The sequence below is a fragment of the uncultured Propionibacterium sp. genome (assembly GCF_963539965.1).
Lineage (GTDB): Bacteria > Actinomycetota > Actinomycetes > Propionibacteriales > Propionibacteriaceae > Propionibacterium.
Map to the genome: position 1 here is coordinate 18,949 of NZ_CAUTOU010000007.1, position 23,499 is coordinate 42,447.

13 protein-coding genes and 1 tRNA gene are annotated in these 23,499 nt (G+C 69.8%); 3 read left to right on the forward strand and 11 right to left on the reverse strand.

What is annotated here, in order from left to right; genetic code table 11:
* Positions 1-25: 25 nt before the first annotated feature.
* Both R2N01_RS02910 and R2N01_RS02915 read right to left on the reverse strand, forming a co-directional pair.
* A complete protein-coding gene (locus R2N01_RS02910) occupies positions 26-292 on the reverse strand; it encodes a GlsB/YeaQ/YmgE family stress response membrane protein (RefSeq protein ID WP_316668273.1) in 267 nt (88 codons plus the stop codon).
* A 174-nt stretch (positions 293-466) separates the two neighbouring features.
* Complete coding sequence (locus tag R2N01_RS02915; protein ID WP_316668275.1) at positions 467-727, reverse strand: hypothetical protein; 261 nt, start codon at positions 725-727, stop codon at positions 467-469.
* A gap of 66 nt (positions 728-793) precedes the next feature.
* Here R2N01_RS02915 and R2N01_RS02920 point away from each other — a divergent pair.
* Positions 794-875 (forward strand) — tRNA-Leu (locus tag R2N01_RS02920).
* Positions 876-1,075: 200 nt separating this feature from the next.
* On the opposite strand, the gene R2N01_RS02925 is transcribed toward R2N01_RS02920, so the two are convergent.
* From R2N01_RS02925 to R2N01_RS02935, 3 genes are read right to left on the reverse strand one after another with little or no spacing between them, the layout of a single operon-like run.
* Positions 1,076-1,897, reverse strand: coding sequence for an energy-coupling factor transporter transmembrane component T (locus tag R2N01_RS02925; protein ID WP_316668277.1), 822 nt, complete (start codon positions 1,895-1,897; stop codon positions 1,076-1,078).
* Complete coding sequence (locus tag R2N01_RS02930; RefSeq protein ID WP_316668279.1) at positions 1,894-3,663, reverse strand: ABC transporter ATP-binding protein; 1,770 nt, start codon at positions 3,661-3,663, stop codon at positions 1,894-1,896. Before R2N01_RS02930 ends, R2N01_RS02925 begins: the two co-directional genes overlap by 4 nt.
* Positions 3,660-4,292 (reverse strand): ECF transporter S component, encoded by a 633-nt coding sequence (locus tag R2N01_RS02935; RefSeq protein WP_316668281.1) that lies wholly within the window; start codon positions 4,290-4,292, stop codon positions 3,660-3,662. The genes R2N01_RS02930 and R2N01_RS02935 overlap by 4 nt, the downstream gene beginning before the upstream one ends.
* A 284-nt stretch (positions 4,293-4,576) precedes the next feature.
* Between R2N01_RS02935 and R2N01_RS02940 the strand changes: the two genes are divergently transcribed.
* Both R2N01_RS02940 and R2N01_RS02945 read left to right on the forward strand, forming a co-directional pair.
* Positions 4,577-5,806 (forward strand): MFS transporter, encoded by a 1,230-nt coding sequence (locus R2N01_RS02940; RefSeq protein ID WP_316668284.1) that lies wholly within the window; start codon positions 4,577-4,579, stop codon positions 5,804-5,806.
* Between the two features lie 9 nt (positions 5,807-5,815).
* A complete protein-coding gene (locus R2N01_RS02945) occupies positions 5,816-6,145 on the forward strand; it encodes a metalloregulator ArsR/SmtB family transcription factor (RefSeq protein WP_316668286.1) in 330 nt (109 codons plus the stop codon).
* An 84-nt stretch (positions 6,146-6,229) separates the two neighbouring features.
* Here R2N01_RS02945 and R2N01_RS02950 read toward each other — a convergent pair whose 3' ends face one another.
* From R2N01_RS02950 to R2N01_RS02975, 6 genes are all read right to left on the reverse strand, one after another.
* Positions 6,230-8,455, reverse strand: a complete 2,226-nt coding sequence (locus R2N01_RS02950) for a 3'-5' exonuclease (RefSeq protein ID WP_316668288.1) — start codon at positions 8,453-8,455, stop codon at positions 6,230-6,232.
* Entirely contained in the window at positions 8,448-14,783 is a 6,336-nt protein-coding gene (locus tag R2N01_RS02955; RefSeq protein WP_316668290.1) for a DEAD/DEAH box helicase, read from the reverse strand. Before R2N01_RS02955 ends, R2N01_RS02950 begins: the two co-directional genes overlap by 8 nt.
* On the reverse strand, positions 14,780-16,867 hold the full coding sequence (locus R2N01_RS02960) for a DUF262 domain-containing protein (protein WP_316668292.1): 2,088 nt from the start codon (positions 16,865-16,867) through the stop codon (positions 14,780-14,782). Before R2N01_RS02960 ends, R2N01_RS02955 begins: the two co-directional genes overlap by 4 nt.
* 13 nt (positions 16,868-16,880) lie before the next feature.
* The gene (locus tag R2N01_RS02965; RefSeq protein WP_316668294.1) at positions 16,881-17,897 is read right to left on the reverse strand and encodes a 5'-nucleotidase; all 1,017 of its coding nucleotides are present in this window, start codon (positions 17,895-17,897) and stop codon (positions 16,881-16,883) included.
* A 74-nt stretch (positions 17,898-17,971) separates the two neighbouring features.
* Positions 17,972-18,832 carry a TIGR02391 family protein gene (locus tag R2N01_RS02970; protein WP_316668296.1) on the reverse strand — a complete coding sequence of 287 codons (861 nt, stop codon included), beginning with the start codon at positions 18,830-18,832 and terminating at the stop codon, positions 17,972-17,974.
* Positions 18,829-23,496: an Eco57I restriction-modification methylase domain-containing protein gene (locus tag R2N01_RS02975; protein ID WP_316668299.1), complete on the reverse strand. Its 4,668-nt coding sequence runs from the start codon at positions 23,494-23,496 to the stop codon at positions 18,829-18,831. Before R2N01_RS02975 ends, R2N01_RS02970 begins: the two co-directional genes overlap by 4 nt.
* Between the last annotated feature and the right edge of the window lie 3 nt (positions 23,497-23,499).

Consider the following 23,499-nt stretch of genomic DNA (forward strand, 5'->3'; position numbering starts at 1 on the left):
GGCGCATCGTGTCAGTAGCCCGGTCTCACCTGCGCCCGGAGCGCCCGCCGGTGATCAGCCCGTAGACGAACAGGACGACCAGCGAGCCGCCGATGGACAGCAGCCATGTCCTCAGCGAGAAGAAGGAGCCCAGCGGGACGCCGAAGAGGGTGATGCCGAGCCAGCCGCCCACCATGGCGCCCGCGATGCCGAGCAGCATGGTGACCAGGCAGCCGCCGCGGTCGGTGCCCATGATGCGCTTGGCGATGGCGCCGGCGACGAGGCCGAGCAGGAGGAAGCTGAGGAGTCCCATGGTGATGTCCTTTCGGTCGGCGGCCCCACCGGGCCCGGGCAGGTGCCTCCGCGACGGCCGGATCCAGTCCCGGAGGTCCGGTTCCGCGACCCGCCGCGGTGAACATCGAATCCTACCGGGCAGGCGCGCAGCCGCCCAACCCGCTCGTGGCCCGCCCAGGGTGTGCTCAGCCCATCAGCGGGCCTCGGAGCCCTGTTGCAGCGCCTCCAGATGGCCGCGCGTGGCGGCGGTGCTCTCGTCGCCCGCCCTGCCGATGCGCCATGCCCGCACCCTACCCGGCCGGACGAGGGGCGGCTCGGCCCGAGCGAGTAGGGCACGCATCTGGCCCGGCATGTCGCGGGCATACCCGTCGAGCCCGTCCCCGAGCAGGCGGAACAGGTTCTTGGTCCGTACGCCTCGATCGCTGACCCCCTCTGCGGTCCGGAGGCGGGGCACGTCCGCCCGATGAGAACGCCGCCTTGCGCCGGCCGGGGACAGAACTGGTTAGACTGATCGGGCCCCGCCGGAGTGGTGGAACTGGTAGACACGCAGGATTTAGGTTCCTGTGCTTGACAGCGTGAGGGTTCGAGTCCCTTCTCCGGCACCCCGGCCTGTGGGGACGGGGAGAGCGAGATGATCCGACCATGGGCAGGAGGGGCTCCGCCGTCAGGCGGTGGGCTTGTGCGAGGCGGCGCCGGGGGCGGCGGTGCGCGGGACCGTCCGGGATGAGCGGGTAGCCGGCGGCATGACGATTAGGCAGGCGAGTGGCTGGGGGGCACGACGGCCAACCCGGGGCCGGGCTCCTCAGATGTCGTGGAACACCAGGCCCGAGCCGCTGAAGTGCACCATGACGAACACGGCCAGCCCCCAGCAGGCCAGCACCAGGACCGTGTCGCGCACCCGCCAGCGGGGCACCGAGCGCTCGCTGCGAGTGGGGTGGGCGCCGAAGCCGCGGGCGTCCATCGACATGGACACCCGCTCGGCGTGACGCACGGCCCCGGCCATGAGAGCGGGCACGGCGGTCCAGCGGCGTACCAGGGGTCGCAGCACACGCAACGGGGCGCGCGTGCCGCGCAGGGCGTGCGCCTCCCGGATGACGCGGTACTCGATGGTGAAGCGCTCGCGGAAGCCGATGGCGGCCACGCCCGCGTAGGCGATCCGGTAGGGCAGGTGCAAGTGGGTCACCATCGCCTTCAGCAGCTCCTGCGGGCTGGCGAGCAGACCGGTGAGGAGGAACAGCGACAGGGCCGCCCCGACCTTGCCGCCCAGACGGGCGCCGGCGATCAGCTGGTTGCGCTGGAGGCTCACGCCGAGGAGATCGACGGCGACGGGCGAGGAGCCCACGCGCTCGATGGGGGCGGAGACGGCCAGGAGCACGCCGATGAGCACGGCGAGCGTCAGGACGATGCCGGCCAGGAGCGGGCCGCGACGCAGGTCCGTCAGCACGATGAGCACGACGGCGGCCCCGAGCGTCCACAGCGCCGGGACCGGGGTGTTCAGGACCGCGACGGCGACGATGAGCGGCACGACCGCGGCGAACGGCGAGAGCGGGTCGAAGGCCGGAAGACGGCCCAGGCCCGGGCCGCGTTCCTCGGAGGAGGACGGGATGGTGGTTGCTTCGCTCACATCAGTTCCTTCCAGGACACGCAGGAGGGGACCGCCGCCCCCATGCCCCTGGCCGTCCGCGTCAGCGCTGCCAGGGCCGGTGGCCGCAGGCCCGCGCGTTCCAGGAGTCCGGCGTCGGACAGGACGTCGCCCGCGGGGCCCGTTGCCAGCGCCTCGCCCGCGGCCAGCACGAGCACGCGGTCCGCGTGCTCGGCGGCGAGCTCCATGTCGTGGGTGGCGATGATCAGGCCCGCGCCCTGGGCGGCCACGTCGTGGAGGCGGGCCATGAGGGCCTCCGCGCCCCGGCGGTCCTGGCCGAAGGTCGGCTCGTCCAGGCAGACGACCTCCCGGTGCTCGCCGAGCACCGACGCCACGGACAGGCGCCGCTGCTGGCCGCCCGAGAGCAGGAAGGGGTTCGCGTCCGCGCGGTCGGCCAGGTCGAAGCGGGCGAGCATCTCGGCCACGGCCTGCTCCACCCGGCCCTCCCCCGCGCCCTCCAGGCGCATGCCGTGGGCGAGTTCATCGTGCACGGTCCGCTCGAGGAACTGGTGCTCCGGGTTCTGCATGACGAGCGTGACCACGCGCCCGGGCCGGCCGGGCCGACGGGGGCGGCCGGCGACGGTCACCTCCCCGGCCGTCCACCGCTCCAGTCCGGCGAGCGCCCGCAGGAGCGTGGACTTGCCCGAGCCGTTGACCCCGACGACGGCGAGGACCTCGCCGCGGTCCAGAGTCAGGGAGACGTCGTGGAGCACCTCGTGGCGGCGCCGTCCCCGCCCGCGCGGCACCCGCAGGCCCCGGGCGACCAGCACGGGCCCGGCTCCGTCATCAACGCGGGATCGATCGCCGGCGGTCCGCCCCGACGGGGCGCGGGGACAGGACGGCGGGCTCTCGAGGCGGGAGCCGGCGAGTTCGCGGGCCGCGCCGTCGAGCGTCAGCGGGACGGGGGGCGCGGCGGCGGCGGCCCCGAGCAGCCCCCGTGAGGCCAGGAGCCGATGCAGGCGCACGGCGGTGGGCAGGCGGATGCCCGCCGCGGCGAGCGCCTCGCCATGGGCGCCGAAGACCTCCTGCGGCGGACCGACCGCGATCGTGGCGCCGTCGGCGTCCAGGGCGATGACGTGGTCGATGGCGCCGATGAGCTCGTCCAGGTCGTGCTCGACGACCAGAACCGCCATGCCCCGCTCCTTGAGCCCGGGCAGCAGCGCGTAGAAGTCGGCCGATCCGGCCGGGTCGAGGTTGGCGGTCGGCTCGTCGAGCACGAGCAGCGCCGGCTCGACGGCGAGGGCGGCGGCCAGGACCACCCGCTGGCGCTGCCCGCCGCTCAGCTCCCAGGGGCTGGCCTGCGCGGAACGGGCCATGCCGACCGCATCCAGGGCGCCCATCGCCCGCGGCTCGATCTGCTCGACCGGCACCCGCAGGTTCTCCAGGGCGTAGCAGACCTCGTCGAGGACCCTCGTGGTGACGACCTGCGAGTCGGGGTCCTGCATGACCATGGCGACATTGCGGGCCAGGTGGGAGATGTCGGCCTCGGCCACCTCCTGCCCGGCCACGAGGACGCTGCCGCGGTAGTCGGAGGGCACCGAGTGGGGCACGAGCCCGTTGAGGGTGAGCGTGACGGTGGACTTGCCGCAGCCCGACGGGCCCAGCAGGAGAGTGCTGGTGCCGGCGGGCAGGTCGAGCGTCACGCCCTCGGGCACCCAGGCCTCGGTGCCCGCGTAGCGCACGCTCACCCGGTCCAGGCGGGCCAGCGGGGAGGCGTCCCGTGCCCCGGCGGCGCCGGCCGCCGTCATCGGGTGACGCCGACGCCGGTGCGCGCCAGGGCCCGCTTGAGCAGCAGGCAGACCCCGGCCCCCGCCCAGCAGGACAGGATCGACAGGACGACGCCCAGCGCAACCTGGCCGCCGGTCAGGGCGATGTGGAATCCGGCGCCGTAGACGGCGGCGTTGAACCCGCCGAAGACGATGCCGGAGATGGCGTAGATCCGCCAGGTCCAGCGCCGGTAGAGGAAGATCGCCACCGGCACACCCACGTAGAGGGAGCCGATGAGGTTGCCGAGGATCGCCGCCGGCCCCTCCGGGGTGAGGAAGGCCGAGACGACTCCCATGACGAGCCCGCTGATGACGAAGGCTCCGGGCTTGTTCACGATGACGCCGGGCAGCAGGTAGGGGATGATCCAGACGCCCATGAGGGCGCACATGACGAGGATGCCCCTCGGGCTGACCGCCACGACGACGGACAGGTAGGTCAGCGGGACGACGATGATCGCGCCCACGACGCCGAGGGCGGCCACCGTCATGAGGTTGCGCGTGCCGAGCACGGAGTCGCGCAGGCCGCCGCGGGCCGAGGAGCGGATGACGGGCTCGTCGGAGGAGTCGTCGGGATTCTTGTCGGAGGCGGAGACACCCGCGGGTGTGGTCATGGCTTCTTCCTAACGGGGGGTGCGAACCCTGGGACGCGCCGATCAAGGGGACTGAACGATGCCTTAAGATAAGAGTCATTCTTGTTAAGGTCAACCTCGGCGCGGCCCGGCCGGATCGATGACTCTCTCATCTGGGGGGCCGGCCCGTTCCGCCGGCGACGCGACGGGCCAGGCCGACGAGCCGGGAGGACTCCACCGGACGCCCCTTCTGGCGGGTGGGGCCGGCACGCGTCCGCCCCGTCCCGATATTTTATTAATTGTTTATCTATGCAAGCATTGATCTCATGTTGAGGATCCTTCGTCATCGGGTGTACTCGCACCTGTTCGGCTCGCTGGTCTGCTCGTTGCTGGGCAGCGGCCTGGCCACGGTCGCGCTCGGGCTGGTGGCCTACGACATCGCCGGCGCCGACGCGAGCGCGGTGCTGGGCGCGATCTTCACGGTGAAGATGATCGCCTACGTCTTCGTCGCGCCCCTGGCCAATGCGGCCGTGGCCCATCTGCCGCGACGCGCCGTGATGATCGGTTCGGACGTGCTGCGGCTCGCCGCGGCGCTGTTCCTGCCGTTCGTCGGCGCGACCTGGCAGATCTTCGTGCTGGTGTTCGTCCTGCAGGCGGCCTCGGCGACGTTCACCCCGACCTTCCAGTCGGTCGTCCCGGCGGTGCTGCCCGACGAGGACGACTACACGAACGCCCTGTCGCTGGCCCGCCTGGCGGGCGATCTCGAGACGATCCTGTCGCCGATGCTGGCGGCGGTGCTCCTGCTGGCGGTGCCCGCCAACGCGCTGTTCTTCGGCACGGCGCTCGGCTTCGCGGCCTCGGCCCTGCTGGTGCTGTCGGCCGCGCTCCCGGCCGGTCTGGGCCTCGCGCGGGACGACGACGAGGAGCCCTTCTTCACCCGGGCGAGGGCGGGCGTCGAGCTGTTCTTCCGCACCCCGGCGCTGCGCCCCGTCGTGGCGCTGAACGTGACGGTCGCGGCGGTGGTCTCGTTCGTGCTGGTGCAGACGGTGGTCGTGGTGCGCTCGGGCTTCGGCATGTCGCAGACGATGGTGGCGCTCTTCCTGGCGGTGAACGGCGCCGGTTCGATCGCCACGGCGCTGGCTCTGCCGCGCGTCCTCCACAGGGCGGGCGAGCGCTCGGTGATGCTGCCGGGCGCGGCGCTGCTGTGCGCGGCGCTGGTGGCGGTGGGTGCGGTGCTCGCCTGGGCCCGCGCCTCGTGGGCCCCGGGCGCGGTCGCCGTGCTGTGGCTGCTGATCGGCGCCGGCTGGGCGGGCGTCGAGATGCCGGTCGGGCGCCTGATCCCCCGTGCCGTCGCCCCGGAGCGGCTGTCGGCCGCGTTCGCCGGCCAGTTCTCGCTGTCGCACGGGTGCTGGCTCGTCTGCTATCCGTTGACGGGCGCGCTCGCCGCGTGGGGGCTGGACCGGACTGCGCTCGTCATGGCGGCCGTCGGCGCGGTGGCGGCGGTGGCCGCCGGCGTACTGTGGAGTCGCGGTCAGGACGACGAGGCGGAGCGGTGAGGAGGCGTCATGAGCCCCAGGACCCCCGATGAGGGCGAGGTCGCGTACGCGGTCGGCGTCCTCAAGCTGCTCGCCGACCGCACGCGCCTGTCGATCCTGGCGATGCTGAGCCAGGACGAGATGTCGGTGACCGAGATCGCGCAGAAGCTCGACCGGCCGATGCCGGCCGTCTCGCAGCACCTGGCCAAGCTGCGCACCGCCGGACTGGTCGGGGTGCGCAGGGACGGCACGACGAACTTCTACCAGAGCCCCGACGAGCACGTGGCGGCGCTGGTGACCAATGCGCTGCAGCTCAGCGAACACGCGCTGTACGCGGAGCCGCCGCACCACCGGGGCTGACGGGCGGGCGAGTACCGCAGCGTTCGATCTGCAGGAGGGGCGGGCAGGCTGGCGAGTGGGCGAACTTCCACGGCGTCCCGCGCCTCACCACTGCCCCAGGAGCTCGCTCGCCTCGCCGGCCCAGGTGACCGCCAGCTCGTCGCGGGCCCGGGAGGCCGCCACGTAGAGCAGGGAGCGCTCGCGCAGCACGGCGTCGTCATGCTCGGCCTCGTCGTAGTCGTAGACGCGCACGGCCGCGGGGATCGAGTCCTGCGAGACGCCGAAGAGCAGCACCCTGGCGAACTCGGTGCCCTTGGCCCGGTGCATCGTCATGGCCACCGGCCGGCCGGGCCGCACCCTGGCCTGGTCGACCGGCGTCACCGGGACGCCGCGCTCGGCGAGCCCGGCGACCACCAGGTCGCGGGTGGCGCGGGAGCGGACGAGCACGGCGAGGGTCTCGGGCGCGGTGTCGCCGACGGCCAGCCAGGCGCGCAGGGTCCCGGCGGCCTCGTCGAGCTCGTCGGTCAGCGAGTCGGCCCTGATGAGCCGCACGCGGGGGCCGCTGCGGGCCGAGCGGTAGCCCTCAATGCTGTCCCGGTCCTCGTCCAGGTCGACGTAGTCGCCTCCTTCGAGCACCCCGGTGGCCCAGCCGAGGATCTGGGCGGTCGTGCGGTAGTTCAGCGTGAGGCGGCGCGACCTGCCGCGGGTGTTGATGCCGTAGCGCGACAGCACGAGGCGGGCCCCGTAGATGCGCTGGTGGGAGTCCTCGGCGATGAAGATGTCGTCGGGCCCGTCGGCCACGAGGGCGCGCACGAGCCGCCAGTGGCAGGCCGACAGGTCCTGGCCCTCGTCGACGAGCACGTGGTCGGCGAGCGGTCCGGCCTGCTCCAGGTGGGCGGCGGCGATGGCCGCCGCCTCGGCGTGGCTGATCGTCCCGGCCAGGCGGGTGTCGGCGCGGTAGCGCTCCACGACCTGCCAGACGGCCTTGCGGGCCGCGCGGTTGAGCCGCACCCTGCGGCCGTCCCGTCGTGCCCTGAGGTAGCCGGCCTCGGTGGCGATGAGGTTCGGTAGGATGACCTGCTCGTACTCGCTGCTCAGGAACGCCGTGTTGCGCAGGCGGGGGGCGAGTGCCCCGCCTGCGGCGTCCAGCGCGTCGCGCCAGGCCCTCTGCTCGCCGGTGCGCCGGGACAGCTCGGAGCGTCCCGTGCCGAGCACGGCGGCCGTCGCCTCGTCCAGGCCGTCGCCGGCGTTCCTGAGCACGGCGGTGGCGAGCGCGTCGATGCCCGACACGTAGGCGCCGGGCCGGCCGAGCCCCCTGGCGAAGGGCAGTTCGGGGTTGAGCTGGCGCAGGCCGCGGTCGAGTTCGTCGGCGAGGTTGCGGGTGAAGGTGGTGGCGATGACGCGGGTCTTCCGGTGCTGCCGCAGCAGCGAGTCGGCGCGGTGCAGCACGACGACGGTCTTGCCCGTCCCGGCGCCGCCGGTCAGCCGGGCGGGGCCGTTCCACCGGCCCTCGACCCAGCGGCGCTGGGTGGGGTGCAGGAAGACGCGCCAGGCGCCGAAGTCGCCGCCCTCGATGACGGCGCGCAGCGCGCCGGCTCCCTCGATGACGGCGAACTCCATCCGCGCGGCCGGGGCCTGCAGGCCGTCGACGATGGCCTCGTCGGTGTCCTCCGCCCCGCCCTCGCGAGCATCGAGCTCGAGGCTCTCGCGGATCTGCTCGATGGAGCGCCCCGTACCCAGGTCGATGAGGGCCATGGCCCGCCAGCCCCCGACCTTCTCGGCCAGGGCCAGCAGGGCGTCCTCGTCGGGCAGGGCGACGGCCCGGGCTGCCAGCTCGGGGCTGAAGCCCAGGCCCGTCACGAGCTCGTCGACGGTGGCGATGATCGCCGGGGGCCGCTCAGCCTCTGCCGCCGGAGCCGCTGGCACGGGGGCCCGAGCGGTGACACCACGGCCGTGCGAGGATGCCTGTGCCGGGGCCGGCTGGGCGGGGGCCTGCTGGTCGACCATGTCGAAGTCGGGCATGCCGTTGACCGGGTTGAGGCTCAGCCTCGTCCGCAGGGCGATGCCGATCGCCTCGCCGTGGTTGTAGATGCCGTGCAGCACGTAGTAGCGCCTGCCCCGGCTGTCGAGGCGGAACAGTACGGCGCGGTACTGCCTGTCGACCCGCCCGGTACGCACGCGCGGGTCGACGGCCCTCTCGATCCTCTCGATGTGGAGGCCCGAGATCGAGTCGTCCTTACCGAGCTTCTCGAGGAAGGTGTAGGCCTTCTGCTTCAGCGACTTCTCGAGCTTGTTGGCCTGCTTGCTCATGACCACGATCGACTCAGTCACGGTGCGCCTCCATCGCGTCCAGGATCGTGTCGGCGTCGGCGGGCAGGAGACGCCAGCCCTCGGCGGCGAGGTCGGTGATGTCCTGCTCGCCGGGCTCGATCATGACCGCCACGCGCTGCTGCGGCCACGACAGGTCGACGGGGATGCCCGGGCCGAGCTCCTCGCCCACCTCGGGCAGGGGCAGGCCGGCGCCGGCGAGCCGGCCGAAGAACTCCGGCGAGAACGCGACCTCGGCGCCCAGCTCCTGCTGGATGTCGAGCCATTCCGGGCTCAAGTCTGGCAGCCGGGCGGGGCTCTCGGCCAGGGCCTCCCGGCCATCCGCCGTCCCCGTCAGGCTGCTCGTCGTGGTGACCCGGGTCCGGTGCGGGCTTCCGCGCAGCGCCAGGGCGTTCGAGAAGCCGAGCCAGCGCTGCCAGGCGTCCTTGAACTCCGGCTGTCCGAGGGCGGCCGGGTCGTCGTCGAGGACGAGGACGACGTCGATGCGCACCTGCTGCTCCCCCTCGGCGCGCACGAGCACGCCGAGCGGGCCGTCGTGCCACCACCAGGCGTTGGGGATCAGTCCCTGCGGGCGGCCGCCGTCGAGCAGCTCGCGGGCGGCCTGCACCATGGCCTCCCCCGCGCTGATCGAGCACGGCGCCCCGATCCGGGACAGGCACATGGGCGCGGCAGAGCCGAAGGCCCTGAGGTTGTCCAGCGCCTCGGCGTGCGCGGTCATCCAGTGGCGCAGGATGCCGAAGGGCCCGTCGAGCACGGCCTGCTGGGCGCTCCGGTTGAAGCCGAGGGAGGGTATGGTCTTGGCGCCCGTCATGACCTGCTCGTCGAACCAGAAGGGCCGTGCGGGCGGTGTCCCCTGGTCCAGGGACTGCTCGAAGGCGTTGATGTCGTCCATGGTGACGGCGAGCACCGGGATGCCCGCCTCGCGCAGGTGCTGCCGTTTCGCGGCGTCGTCGGCGAGCCTATTGGTGTCCAGGGCGGCGTGATAGGTGAAGCCGTCGGTGAAGATCGCGAGTTCGGGCATGCCGGCGCCGCGCAGCACGAAGTCGGGGCGGCTGTCGAGCACGTTGACCTGGGGTTCGAGCCGCCAGCTCAGCGGGCCGAAACCGGCGGTGATGATGTTGCCCCTGCCGCTCACCTGCTCGTGGCAGACGCCGCCGGCGGCCTGGACCATCCGGGTGAAGGCCCGGCGGAAGCGCTTCTCGAGGAAGGACTCGTCGTCCCGATCGGTGCGCGGGGCCTCGTCGGTGATCCGCCACCGCGGCTGCGAGTCGTTCCCGCCGCTCTCGGCCCCGCCGACATCGCCGCCGAGCAGTTCGCGCAGGCTGCGCTCGGCGCTGGTGCGCGACACCAGGTCGAGGTCCTGGAAGTCGGCGAACGGCAGCAGGCAGCGGTGGCAGGCCAGGCGCCCCTCGTCCCGGCAGGGGCAGTCGCGGACGGCGGCGTGGGCCTGGGAGAGGATGCGCCAGAGCTTCTCTGGGCGGGCCACGTCGGCCAGGTAGCCGGTGCCGCCGGGCACGAGGTCATGGATGAGCAGGCCGGCGGTGACCGGCTGGCCGGGCCCGGGCGACGCGTTGACGCTCGCCACGCCGAGGTGGTCGGGTGAGCCGCCGAAGGCCTTCTGCATGCCGAGCCGCAGGGCGGCGCGCAGGCTGGGGATGGCGTAGAGGTCGCCCGCGGCGGTCTGCCAGGGCAGGGTCAGAAGGAGGCCCTGGGTGGTAAGCGAGCGGCTGAGGATGATCTGGCGGGCGTGCTCGCCGGGGTCGTTGCGGTGCCGGCACCAGGGCTGGTGCTCCCTGGCGGAGTTCGCGTTGGGGTCCTGGTCGAGGTGCCCGCAGCTCTCGCAGACGCGGAACAGCGGAGCCTCGACCCGGTGCCCGCCGATCTGCTGCGCGGGGCCGGGCCTGCGCGGTCCCAGGTTGAACCAGGCCAGGTCGAGCCGCTGGGCGTAGACGACGCCGAGGCCGGCGTCCTGGGCGTACCAGCGTTCGGTGACGTACTGGGGGTCGATGTCGGCCATCGGCACGATGGTGAAGCTCGCCCTGGTGCGGTCCTCGTCGGTGTCGTCGATGCGTGAGCCGTCGCGGCTCACCTGCGCGGAGGCCCTGGACAGCTCCACCATCTGGTACTGCTGGCCGGTGTCGGCGATGCCGGTGCCGGCGCATCGGGGGCACCTGGCCGGCTGGGCGCGGCCGCCGGTGACGTCCTCGCGGTAGCCGCACTCGGGGCACAGCGCCCAGGTGCGCAGGTGCTGGCCCCGGTTGCCCAGGTCGACGCTGTCCACCTGGATGCGGCGGCCGCCGACGTAGAAGGTGGCGCCGGGCGCGAACTCGCGCAGGGCGCGGGCCGAGCCGCGGGTGTAGGTGTACGGCTCGTTCCTGTACTCGTGCGCGTCCTCGTCGAACCAGGTGACCTGCACGTCGAGCTCGACCTGGTCGTCGATGAGCGTGTAGTTGGGCAGCAGCCCGTACAGCTCCAGCGGCTGGATCCAGTGGCCGCTCCCCCGTTCGGCGGTCCGCCGCTTCAGGTAGGCCAGGGCTGCTTCGGCCTCGTGGACGGCGTTGCGCTCGTCGCCGCCCTCGCTCGCCCCGGCGGCGAGGTCGCGCAGGTGCGGCAGGGCCTCCTCGATGTCGGCGCGCCGTTGGTCGAGGTCGTCGAGCTCGGCGTCCCAGCGGTCGACGGCCCGCCTGACGTACCGGGCGAGGCCGCTCGTCGCCGGCCCGCCGGCGGGCCGGGCCCAGGCGCGGAGCTCCTGGACGAACGGGGCGTCGAAGATGCCGTCGAAGCCCGCGGCGAAGTGGTCGACCAGCCGGTCGGGGTCGGCCTCGGCGCGCTCGATGACGTCGGCGAGCAGGCTGCCCGGCTCCAGTCTCATGACCTGGCCAGCGGTGGCCGGGCTGCTGCCGGTCTCGCGGGCGCGGGCGTCGGCGATCGAGGCGATGAGCTGGCGGCGCGCGATCTCGACGGCGCTCAGGTAGGTGGCCGGCGGGCGCACGGCGCCGTTGATGAGCGAGGCGGGGTCGTTGAGCCGCGGCAGGTGCTCGCCGCGCCCGGTGGCCAGCGCCACGTCGAGGGCGTTGCCGTTGGCGCGGCCCGCGCGGCCGACGCGCTGCACGTAGTTGGCGACGCGGCGCGGCAGCGAGGACAGGAACACGGCCGACAGGTCGCCGATGTCGATGCCCATTTCGAGGGTGGGTGTGGCGACGAGCACGTTCGGGGCGGCCGGGTCGGCGGCGCCGGCCTTGAACTCGCGTTCGTAGCGTTCGCGCAGGGAGGTCTCGACGAGCGAGGTGTGCTCCCTGGCGATGACCCGTTCCATCCGGCCGCCGGTGTACATCTGCCGGTAGAAGTTGTCCGGGTCGATGGCCTCGACCGACAGCCGTCCGGCGCAGCGGCCGACCAGGCAGGGTCCGCCGTCGAGCTCGCGCACGCTGTCGGGGCCCGCCGCGTGCCGGGTGTGGCAGACGTCGCAGCGCAGCATCACCCGGTCGGTCTGCCGGTCGCCGGTGGCGGCCACCGTGATGCGGTGGGCGGGGATGGCGAAGACGCGTTCGGAGGCTCCCCCGCCGGCGATGGCGCGGCCGGTGAGGATCCCGGCGTCCTCGAGGGCGCCGAGCAGGGCCCGCATGAGCGTGCCGGCGTGGCCGGCGTCGACGCCGAGCACCCGGGCGGTCCAGCGGGCGTACCAGGACTGGGGGACGGTGACCGGGTCGAGCAGGCTCTTGGGGCCGGGCCGGCCGGTGCGCGGGAAGGCGGGCCGGGAGCGCCGCGGGGTGAAGGCGGGCATGGCGTCCTTGGGGTGGCGTCCGCCCCAGATCTCGTAGGGGGCGCCGTCGCGTTCCATGAACCGGCCGAACCACTCGTGGTCGATGGCGCCCTGCATGCGCATGCGTTCGAGCACGCCGCGCACCCAGCGGACGCGGGCGGGGGCGTCGAGGCCGGCGAGGGCGCCGCCGAGCTGCTGCTGGGCCGAGCCGGCCAGCGCCCGGCGGGCGAGGGCGGCGATCGAGGCCGAGGAGCCGGCGTCCACCTCGGCCCAGGCCGAGCCGGTCTGCTCCAGGGTGCGCCCGTAGCGCGAGACGAGGCCGAACTCGAGGGAGGCGTCGAGCAGCAGCCGCGAGCGCACGGTGGCGGCGAGCCGGGCGGGCGCGGTCCCGGCCGACCAGTAGGGCTTGAACGTGTCGTTGTCGGCCATGGACGGCGGCAGCAGCCGGTGGCGGGCGGCCGGGTCGTCGCCGGCGGCGTCGATGATGGTGTCGACGAGCTGGTCGAGGGTGCAGGGGCGGGGGCCGAGCCCGGAGCGCAGCGTGGTGCGCAGGGCGAGGGAGCGGGAGCGGGCGGTGACGAAGCCGGCGCGGTGGGCGGCGTCCTGCACCGAGTCGGTGAACACGAGCGCCTTCTTCTCGGCCCGGTCGAGGTGCTGCTCGCCGAACAGGGTGGACAGGCTCACCGACAGCAGTGTGGCGATGGCCGAGCCCTGGAATCTGATGGCGTCGTCGGCGCCGCAGCTGGGGCACTGGTCCTTGGCGGACAGCTGGTCGGCGTCGGTGCCGGTGAGCATGAGCACGGGCAGCAGCCGCGAGTCGAGGTAGGCGGTGTCGTCGGGCTCGGGGGTGCCGGTGAAGGCGCGGCTGGCGGGGTCGAACCAGGCCAGGCCGGCGGTCTTCTCGCCACGGGTGACGGCCAGTGCGCCCTCGCGGGGCGCGCTGATGAGGGCGCGGAAGCGTCCTTCGCGGCGGGCGTGGTTGCCGCGGATGTTCTTGTCCTTGTCGGGAGCGGCCAGGCTGGTTCCGGTGGCGGCCAGCAGCACGCCCCAGCCGCTGCGCCCGCAGCGGCGGCAGTAGACGGCGGGGAAAGCGGCCTGCTCGCGCGCCCCGTCGTCGCTCCAGGCGAACTGGGGCACGGCGGTGGCCTCGCGGTCGATGCGGGTGAGCTCGCGGATCCACAGGTGCGTCTCGGTGCTGGGGGCGACGCGGCCGAGCATGGTGCGCAGGTGGGCGAGGGCGGCGTGCAGGTCGAGGATGAACTCGGCGCGGGCCTCGACGGTGTCCGGGCTGCCGGGCAGCAGGGTCTCGGCGAGGTCGCGCACGGCGGCGGCCCGGACTGTGGCGCCCAGGTAGGCGCGGATGAAGGGGTGGGCCTTGGCGAGCAGGAGCAGCTGCTCGTCGGTGTACTGGTAGCGCCTGTCCTGCACGTTCGGGTCGGCGTACTCGTACATGCCCGCCAGAAGCCGCCGGCACAGGTCGGCGACGTCCATGCCGCGCACCTCGTCGGCGAGCCGGGCGGCCGTGACGGAGTTGATGAGGATGGCCCGCAGCCTCATGCGGGCGATCTGGGCGTCGACGCCGTCGGCCCACTGGTCCTGGTCGAGGCGCTGCTCGCGGACGACGGAGTCGGCGGCGAAGTCCTCGCCGAAGACCTGCCGGGCGAACTCGCGCATGGCTTGGTCGGAGTCGTCGTCGCTGCCGAGGGTGGCGGAGGTGCCGACGGGGGCGATGGGGCGCAGCGGGTGAGGGCCGTCGCCGTTGGGCCGGGTGCGCTGAGCGTCAAGGGTCCAGGCGAGGCGGCGCAGCAGCATCGCCACGTCGGTGCCCTGGGCGCCGTCGTAGGTGTGGAACTCGTCGAGCACGAGGTAGCGCAGGGAGTCGGCCGAGGCGGCCCAGATGTGCTGGTCGTCGCCGCGCAGCAGCAGCTGGTCGAGCATCTTGTAGTTGGTGAGCAGGATGTCGGGCGGGTCGGCGCGCATGATCCGCCGGTCGGTGATGAGTCCGCGCTCGCTCACCACGGTGCGCGTGCCGGTGCCCGAGATGTTGTCGCCGGTGTAGATGCCGGCCCTGATCCGGCGCAGGGCGGGTTCGCCGGTGATGAGACGGGCCAGGCGGCCGGCCTGGTCGTCGGCGAGGGCGTTCATCGGGTAGAGGACGAGCGCCTTCGTGCCGGTGACGCCGGCCGCGTTGGCGCGGATCACGTGGTCGAGGACGGGGATGAGGAAGGCCTCGGTCTTGCCCGAGCCGGTGCCGGTGACGACGAGGGTGGGCGCCGGGCCGCCGGGCCGCGACGAGTCGAGGCGCTCGAACGCGGCGGCCTGGTGGGTGTAGGGCTGGAAGCCGGCGGGCATCCAGGCCAGCGCGTGCTCGGCGCGCGCGGGCGCGGGCGCGAAGGGCATGCTCGTGCGCAGGAACGGTCCCTTGAAGATGCCGTCGCACGGGTCGGCGAGGAAGGCGCGCAGGCTGGCCTGGGCGTCGTCGTCGGACAGCGCGAAGGTGGTGACGAGGTAGTCGGTCAGCGAGCGGCGCAGGTCGCCTGCGACCAGCGGCGGGCAGAGTTCGGTCATGATTCGTCCTTGTCGCTGCCGGGTTCTTCGCTGTCACCGCCGGGTCGTAGGTGGAAGAGCAGATCGTCGGCGTCCAGGCTCATCGCGTGGAAGAGGCCGCGGAGGATCGCCATCTTTTCCTCCGTGCTGTTCCACACGGACACGTCCAGGCCAGGGGCCACCTCGCTGTAGCCGTCGTCGGGTTCGCTCCGGGGTGCGCGGATGCGGAACTTCGCCGTCGTGGCAGCATGCCGGCGCACGGCGGCGGGGTCCTGCCGGGTGAGCGGGGAGACGACCCCGGTGAGCATCTGCCGCCATGCGGTCACGGGATATGTGACGCCGTCGTACTCCCAGCCGCGAATGGTGCGGCCGGTGAAGACGCCCTCCTCGCCCATCGGCTCCACGTCGCGCGCACCGGGGCGCAGGCTGTAGCTTACGGCCGGCTCGGGCCAGCGCCTCATGGCGATGGCCGAGAGCTCGGCGCCCCGTGAGGCCATCTCGTCCTCTCCCCACGCGTCCAAGTCGCGGAGCATGCTGTTGATGCGGTAGGGGGAGCTCCTGAACCCCTGCTCGCAGTCGCGTTTCTGGGCGAAGGAGACGTTTGAGTAGTTCGCGTTGTATCCGGTCACCGTGAGATTGCCCAGCCGGTGCAGCCAGGTGTCGTGCACGTGCTTGGCCCGGGCCCCGAAGCTCTCCATCCATTCACTGTTCAGGGTCTGGGGCATGATGTGCTCGACGCTGATGTCACCGGCTGCCAGCGCTCCCGCGATGTCCCGGGTGTCCTTCGAGGCGCCGTTCTCCAAGCACTCCCAGAAGTAGTTCCGCTGGGCGGCCGAGATGTGGTAGAAATCCTTCTCCGCGAGGGCTGTCCCGAACATCTGGTCGCCCGGGAAGATCGCCGTGCCCTGCCGGCTCGCCAGCAGGAACACGATGATCTCCGACAACGAGTCACCTTCCTTGTGTTTCTTGACCGCCTCGCGCCAGACCAGTGCGAACACCTTGTTGAGGGCATTGGTCGGCAGTCCGCACACCCACCTGCGGGTGAGGTAGCTGTCGATCACGGTCAGCACCTTCAGCAGCTCGTCGGCGGTGAAGTCTCCCTTCCGATAGGCGTCCATGACGGGGAGCAGGAGGGGCATGGTGACCGTCCTGTCCACCAGGTTGAACCGGCACAGCAGGTGGTCGACGCGCTGCTCGCCGACTGTCGCCTTCCGCAGGTCGCGGTAGTGCCGTGCATGGGCGCGCATCTGCGCGAGGATGTCGCGCACTGGACGCTCGGCAGTACGAACGTAGGCGCGGAACTCCTCGTAGAGGCGATCCTTCTTGGGTGTGCGGCCGAGCTGGGTGGTGAGCCAGTGACGGATGAACTCGGAGCTGTCGTAGTCGGCGTCTTGCTCCATGGGGTTCCAGTACTGCTCGTAGAGTTCCTCCTGATCTTGCTGGTTCTGCCCCATGATCACGAAGTTGCGGATCATGTCGGCCTGGGTGAGGTCGAGTCCGGTGGAGTTGAGGCTCTCGAAGATGAGCTGGGCGTCGTCGCTCTCCTCCAGTTGCAGGCGCATCACCTGAAGCTTGCGGATGGCGTCGAAGAGCTGGCGGGGTTCGACCTCGCGTCGTCCGAGGCGTTCGGCGAAGTAGCGGTAGTTCGCCGTGAGGTTGGAGGACTCGTCAAGGTCGGCCCCGGCCAAGAACAGTTTCTCGTAGGTACTGGCGTCGGCCTTCACTGGTTTAAGCTTGAGTTTGCGGCCGTTCGCGGCGTGCTTGGAGTTGAGGAAGTCGTCACGGATCCATTCGGCGAGATCGTCATCGGGTTCAAGGGTGCCGTCGGTCAGGCAATCGTGGAGCGCGAGGAAGAGCAGGTTCACCGTGGTGAGGCGCTGCTGACCGTCGATGATGGTCATCTCACCGATGGCGCCCTCAACCTTATAGACGATGGAACCGAAGAAGTGGTTCGGGCGATCGTTCTCGATGACGTCGAGCAGGTCGTCGAAGAGACGAGCACAATTACCCTTCTTCCAGTCGTAGTTGCGCTGGTAGCCGGGGATGACGAGGCACTTGTCCTTGCCCTCGAAGACATCGGTGAGTGCTTGAAGTGATCCTTGCACGATTCAGCCCCTCCTACCCTGAAGAAATCTTTCTGAGTCGACCCATCAACGAGTTCAGGACTCTTCCACCCCTGGCTACAGTTCCCTTGCCACTCGTATAGCCCTCCTCTTCTTCCCAATTGTTTCGAATACCGAACGGAATATGTACAGCAGGGGCGGTCAATTCAGCTGATTCAAGATTCTTGAGTTGGTCATCGAAAAACATGTGAGGCCTCAGCTGATTGAGGACATCTGTCTTATCTAAACCACCCAGGAAGAACGCGTCATCCACCTTCACACCCCACTCCTGCAAACTCCGCACAGCACGTTCATGAGCAGGCGCATTGCGCGCCGTCACAAGACTCACACGCACTCGACGCACATAATTTATATCTTTCTCTACCCTGGAATCTTCTAGCTTTTGAATTCTATTTACTCCGGCAAGAAAATTCTCGAGAGGTCCTTTTGATAGTGGTTCATTCGCGTGCTTTCTCTCATATTCAGCATAGTCGTCAGGGTTGTTTTTGAAAAACTTCTCTGACGAATCATCGGCCAGCACGCCGTCGAAGTCGAAAGCAATCCTCAGCGAATCTTCATCGTCATCATCCCGCCCCGAGGAACGAAGAACTTGCCCCGCAGGACTCCCATTCCTAACAGCCTCTTTAACATCATCAGCATTAGCCGAGAGAAAGAGTGTCATCCCGAACACGTCCATGAATTCGGTAGAGGACCGACCTGTACGAAAAACGGCACGAGTGATCGCCAACCTATGCCCGCCTATGGACTCCATAACTCGCAAACCAGAGGTGGGACTGTTGCGGGACATGATGATGACTTCGACAAGGCCAGGAGTCAAGTCATTCAAACTCAGGAGTCTTTTCACAAATGGAAAGGCGATACCCGGTTTCAACTGATCATGCAGATGCTCGGCTTGATAGGCTTCATAAGCCTCTTGCCCTTGCTCACGAAAGACTTCATCAGATTCAGCCAAGTCAAACAAAGCACTGGACGCGACACCGATTGTCAGCGCACGCTCCGCGTCTTCACCCATGCAATCCTCTTCCATCACGAGTTTGATAATTAGAGATTTAACCCTTTATATCACACTTTTCAAATAAACATGGGTTATACAGCACGCTCTGCCCTTTTTATTTCACACTGATCAAGCAGGCGAGCAAAGTAGCTGTAGGCCGCCAACCTCTCCATTGCCTCCTGCTCAGACAATTCATCTCGGGTGTGCGTAGCCACATTCCGCACAGTCAGGTTTAATCCTACAGCAAGAGCATTCAGCGCTTTACTCAAGGGCTCGATACCGCCTCGCATGCTCTTCACCGTCTTGTCTGCAGGTTCGCCTGGCCACACGAGTTTCGGAGCGCCAGGCTTTGGCTCGCCCGGAGAAAGGGTTTCTTGCCAGAACCTCGTGGCATCAACATCATTTCTTCCCAACTTGTCTTTCCAATGATTGGTGAGCCCCTCGGCAGCCTCTCTGACGGCGACGCGATAATCATGGATCACCCACCGCTCCGACGCCTCAGCCCAGATAACACTATGGAAATTAGCCGGAGAAAATACCGGATATTCCGAATTGTTCTGCGCCTGAATATCAAGAGCCAAGGCTTTTAACCGCCCTTTAACCGTCGCAATGACCATGCGCACATCTCTCGGATCGACTAATGGCTTATAGCGAGACATCGTGAACCAATTTGCTATGGGATCAATAGGCTCCCCCACTCCAGAAATACCTACATAGGCTCCTGTAAGCTGCACAGCTCGCGAAGCAGCCCCGGCCTCAGCGGCAACATCCAGCTCAAGTCTGCGCACCTCGTCAACATCCACTCCTTCTTTTACGCAAACCGTCGGGAAATAGCCACGCGATGCCCCTCTATCGCCCTCATCCTGCGTCTTCATCCATTCTTCAAAGGCAATTGAAAAACGATCCACAGCCTCTTCCAGTTTGTTGAGATAATCAGCACTAAGATAAGTCATTTGGAGATCCTCTCTTTCCCCTCCGGTACTTGCTTGCACAGCCTCGATTCGAACTCGGCATAGGCGGTGCGCATGTCGGCCTCCCGGTCGTAGCGGGTGAACGGCAGTTTGTAACTGTAGGTGCTGCCATTGACATTTTCGGTGGTGAGCTCATCGGCGCTGAGGGTGTTGCCCTCCTTGGCCCACAGCCGCTGGAGTCCGACGGGGACGAGGCGGCCGTTGGCGTCGTAGAGGTATTTGCCGTGGTCGTAGCCGTAGAGGACGGCGAACTGGGTGCGGTAGATGGTGCACAGCTCGTCGGCGGTGACGCCCAGCATGAGGGCCACGAGGGCGTCGATCTCGACGAGGGCCTGACGGCGGTCGAGGTCGCGGCGCAGCAGGATGCTCGGCCGCCAGCCGGGCCCCACGTCACCGAGCTGCACCGCGCTGTGAGCTGACAGCACCCACGAGTCAGAGGTGAAGGCCGGGTCCCAGCAGACCGACCACAGATCGGCATAAGCATTGGTGATGCAGTTCAGGCGGAGGGCGCGCAGGAGCAGGGCCGAGGACAGGACATGAACGGCATCGAATCGCGGTTGCCGTTCAACATCTGGCAGCAGGATGTGTGCACGCGGAACCGATCGAATTGAAAAGTCAGCGAGAAGACTTGACAGGAAGGCTTGGTTTCCAACCAAGTCACGTTCAGAGCTGCATCGCACCGAGCGAAGCGTGAACAGATGAGCCAAGCCCGGAGGGACCAGCGCAGGAATCAACGTCCGTTCGCCGGTGTTCGCCGCCATGGAGCGCCATACGATTGCGTACTCGCTCGGTTCTCCACATGCTTTCACCACAGCGGCGTCGTACTTCGTACGGTCGCCTGCGGGCTTGTAGGCGGTGATGGGGATGAAGTCGGCGGGCAGCTTCTCCAGATCGACGTCGGACCAGTCCTGATTGTGCTTCATCGTCGCGTTCGGCTGCTTGAAGGCTGGGTTCGCCACATGAATGTGTGGGCCTTGCAGGATCACATCATCCCAGCTGTCGGGCCTGCCCCAGCGCTGAACGAAGTAGCCCTTCCGGCGGTCGATCGACTCGTCCCAACCTCGCGAGAACCGCAGTTCCAGCTCGCCCATGCGCGGGCTTTTCGCGAGTTTGGCGAGCACGGCGGCGCTCGCACTGTTCACCGTGTAGAGCATCCGGGCCTGCGCAGGAGGCGCTTCAGGCGATTCGAGCATGTCGCGCCATGTCTCCAGCACGCCGGTGTCGACGTGCTGGATGCGCCCGGCGTGCGGCCGCTGGTCCCATGCGCCCCCGAACTTCAGGCCGGGCTCCTCGCCCGAGCCGTCGTGCCGATAGGAGCGCTCCACCGTGTCGGGGTGGTAGAGTCCGCAGGCCTGATCGAAGGAGACCTCCCGCGAGGCCCCGTAGACGTGCACGCCGTACGAATTGTGGTGATCAATTTCTTTAAACAATTGCAGTTCGTTGACGAACTGCCAGTGCCGCCGCAGATGACGATAGGCCGCCTCGCGCAGGGCCCCGGCCTTCTCGTCGGTGAAGTGCGTCTCGGGATGCACGAGGCCGATCACGCCGAGACCGGACAGATGGGCCCAGGTCTGCTCCATGAAGCAGCGGTAGAGGTCGGGCTGCAGCCCGGCGAGCTCCGGGTAGTTCGTGGCGTCGCCGACGTAGGCGCTGAGCGCCTGGATATCGGTCACACCATCGATGAGAAGTTCCGTGGCGCCGTGCCGTAGCAGCGTGCCCGCGCGCCGCTGCTTCTTGGCGGCCTCCGACGGCTTGTTCTCGAGCATCCACCACGGGTCGGTCTCGGCCAGCAGCGCCGATACATCGCTGCGCGGCCGCACCCACGGCGGGTTCCCCACCTGCAGGTCGAAGCCGCCCCGGGCGAACACTGTGGCGAAGTCGAGCTGCCAGTGGAAGAAGCCCTGCCGGTCGGCCACCTGCTCGCAGACGCGCAGCCACGGGTGGTCCGCGAGGGCCCGCTCGACGCTCGTGGCCGTGGAGCCGGACAGCACCCAGCTCTCCTGCTCGGCCAGCGCCGCCCACTCGTCCGCCGCCAGCTGCTGGTCGGCGGGCTGGTGGCGCCGGTCGGCCCTGACGTGAACCGGGACGCCGATGAGCTGCTCGACGGCACCGATCCACTCCTGCCAGTCGGGCAGCCTCACCTGCTCACCGGTGAGCGGCACGAACCACAGTGCGCACCAGGCGTCCATGACCCGGCGCAGCCGCCGGTAGGCGCCGTCCGGATTGGCCAGCGAGGCCTCGATCTGCTCGCGGGTCACGACCGGCTCGCGCGCCCCGGCCGGTTCTGCGCCCCACAGGGAGATGGCGCGGCGGGTCTGCTGCTCGGCCACCATCAAGCGGCGCAGCGCCATCGTCCACAACCGTTCGACCTGCTCGCCGAGGGCGACGAGCCTCCTGGTCTGGGCGAGGGTGGGGGCCTTCGTGAACTGTCTGCGCCAGGTCTTCACCTGCCCCACCCGCTCGGCTGCCAGTTCCCTGGCCTCCTTGGCGTCGGCGGTGGCGCCCCAGCCGGCGCCGGGCAGCAGGAAGTGCGGGATGCGGCCGTCGGCGCCGGAGGCCACGGACTCGCCCGTGCGGGCCCGCTCGGCCATGGCCTCCAGCGGCACGTCCGTGGGCGGGCTCGTGCGCCAGCTCCTGTCGGCCACCTGGCCGGTGCTGTAGAAGCCGTGGCGGGCGCCGATGAGCGAGTTGCCGCGCCGCAGGTGCAGGCCGAACCAGGGCGCGTCGAGTCCCCTCACCATGGTGTCGAGCCACAGGGTGATCTCGGCGAACTCGACGGCCGTGGCGTTGAGGTCGACGCCGTAGACGTTGTGCAGGGCGATGAAGGCCTTCGTCCGCTGCAACTGCGCCGGGTAGTCCTCCGGGTCGATGCTCCGGCCGGTCTCCTTCTGCTTGCGGGCCAGGTACTGCTCGGCGAGCTGGCGGGTGGCCTCGATGGCGAAGGCGCCCGAGCCGAGGGCCGGCTCGCAGATGCTCATGCGGAGGATCTCGTCGGCCGGCGTGGTGCGCCCGTCCTGGTCGAGGAGTTCGGCGAGCCCCTGGGAGACGGTGAAGCGGGTGAGCACCTCGGGGGTGTAGTACGAGGCGGACTGCTGGCGCTCGCGGTCCGAGAGCCGGAAGACGAACTGGCCGGCGCGGTAGGTCTTGCGGCAGTCGCCGCGTACCGGGTCGTGCACCATGACGAAGTCCTTGTCGTCCAGGTCACTCGACCGGTCGACGGGCACCACCCACGAGCCCTTGGCGGGGTCGCCGTCGTGGGCCACCTCGAACATGTCGGTCGGGGCGAAGACGCCGGTGTAGCTCATGAGGCCCTCGTAGACGGCGCCGAGCTGGTTGATGCCGAGCTCGGCGTAGCTGATGAAGCCGCGGTCCTTGCCCCTGCGCTCCTTGCTGAGCAGCAGCTTGCCGAGCACCTGCTGCATCGCGGCGTTGCCGAGGCCGACCTCGTCAATGTGGCCGATGGCCCCGGGGCGGAACAGGTCGGCGCGCAGCGCGTGGAAGGCCAGGGCCTCGGTCTGCTCCTGCTCTGGCACGCCGGGTTCCAGGTTGCCTTGGTCGACGAGGCGGAACAGCACGGCCAGCGAGTCGTACAGGTGGGTGCCGTCGCGGGATGCGCCGGTGAGTTCGACCAGCAGCAGGTCGCGCAGCCGGTCGAGGGAGTAGCCGTTCTCGTACTCGGGCGCGCCGACCGGCAGGACGCCGAGTTCGGGCGAGGCCTCGGCGTAGAGCAGGAAGAGCACCCGGTAGATGAAGCGCAGCGACTGCATGGCCAGGGGCTGGGCCTCGTCGGCCGGCAGGGCCTCCAGGCCCCCGGCGCGGCGGCGGTCGATGACCTCGTTGGCGATGATCTCGATGGACTCGCGCACGCCCTCGCGCAGGTCCTGGCTGACGCCGACGGTGTGGCGGATGGAGGCCTCCAGCACGCCGGACCACCAGATGTCGCCGTTGGCGTCGGGGGCCAGCGACTCGGCGGCCAGGCAGACCAGCGCCGTGTGCACCTCGCCGCCGCGCCTGGTGTCGTTGCGGTCGGCGACGGTCTGCACGTCGACGGCCAGGTAGCGGCCCTCGGGCCAGCGGGCCCGTTCGGCGACGAGGAGCCAGCGTCCGGCCAGCACGAGGGCGAAGGCCGGGCCGCCGGGGCGCACCATGAGCGCGCTGACCAGGCGCGACGCCGAACAGACCAGTTCGGAGTCGGGGGCTGCGGGTCCGGGCCGCCAGGGCTCCAGCAGGGTGCTGGCGTTCTTGTCGAGCAGGTCCTCGGGCGCGGCCACCGGTGTGGCCTCGACGACGGCCAGCTGCTCGTCGCCGGCGCCGGCGGTGGTGAACCAGCGCACGGGCCCGTCGGCGCGCACCCGGTACTGGCCGGAGCCGTAGCCGAGAACGCCGAGGACGAGCCGGTAGGCGTCGCGGGCGCGTTCGGCACCGACGCGGCTCGGACCGTCGTCGCCGTAGAGGCCGGCGATGGCCTTGAGCAGATCGGCGCGGGCGGCGGTGAAGCGCGACAGCGGGGTGGGGCCGTCGGCGGCCTTCCACTGCCTGTGCCGGTCGGTCACCAGCTTGTGGAAGGACCCCTTGGCGGAGTCGCTGGTGAAGAAGTGCTCGCTGATCCAGTCCTCGACGACGACGAGGGCGTCACTGGTCGCCATGGT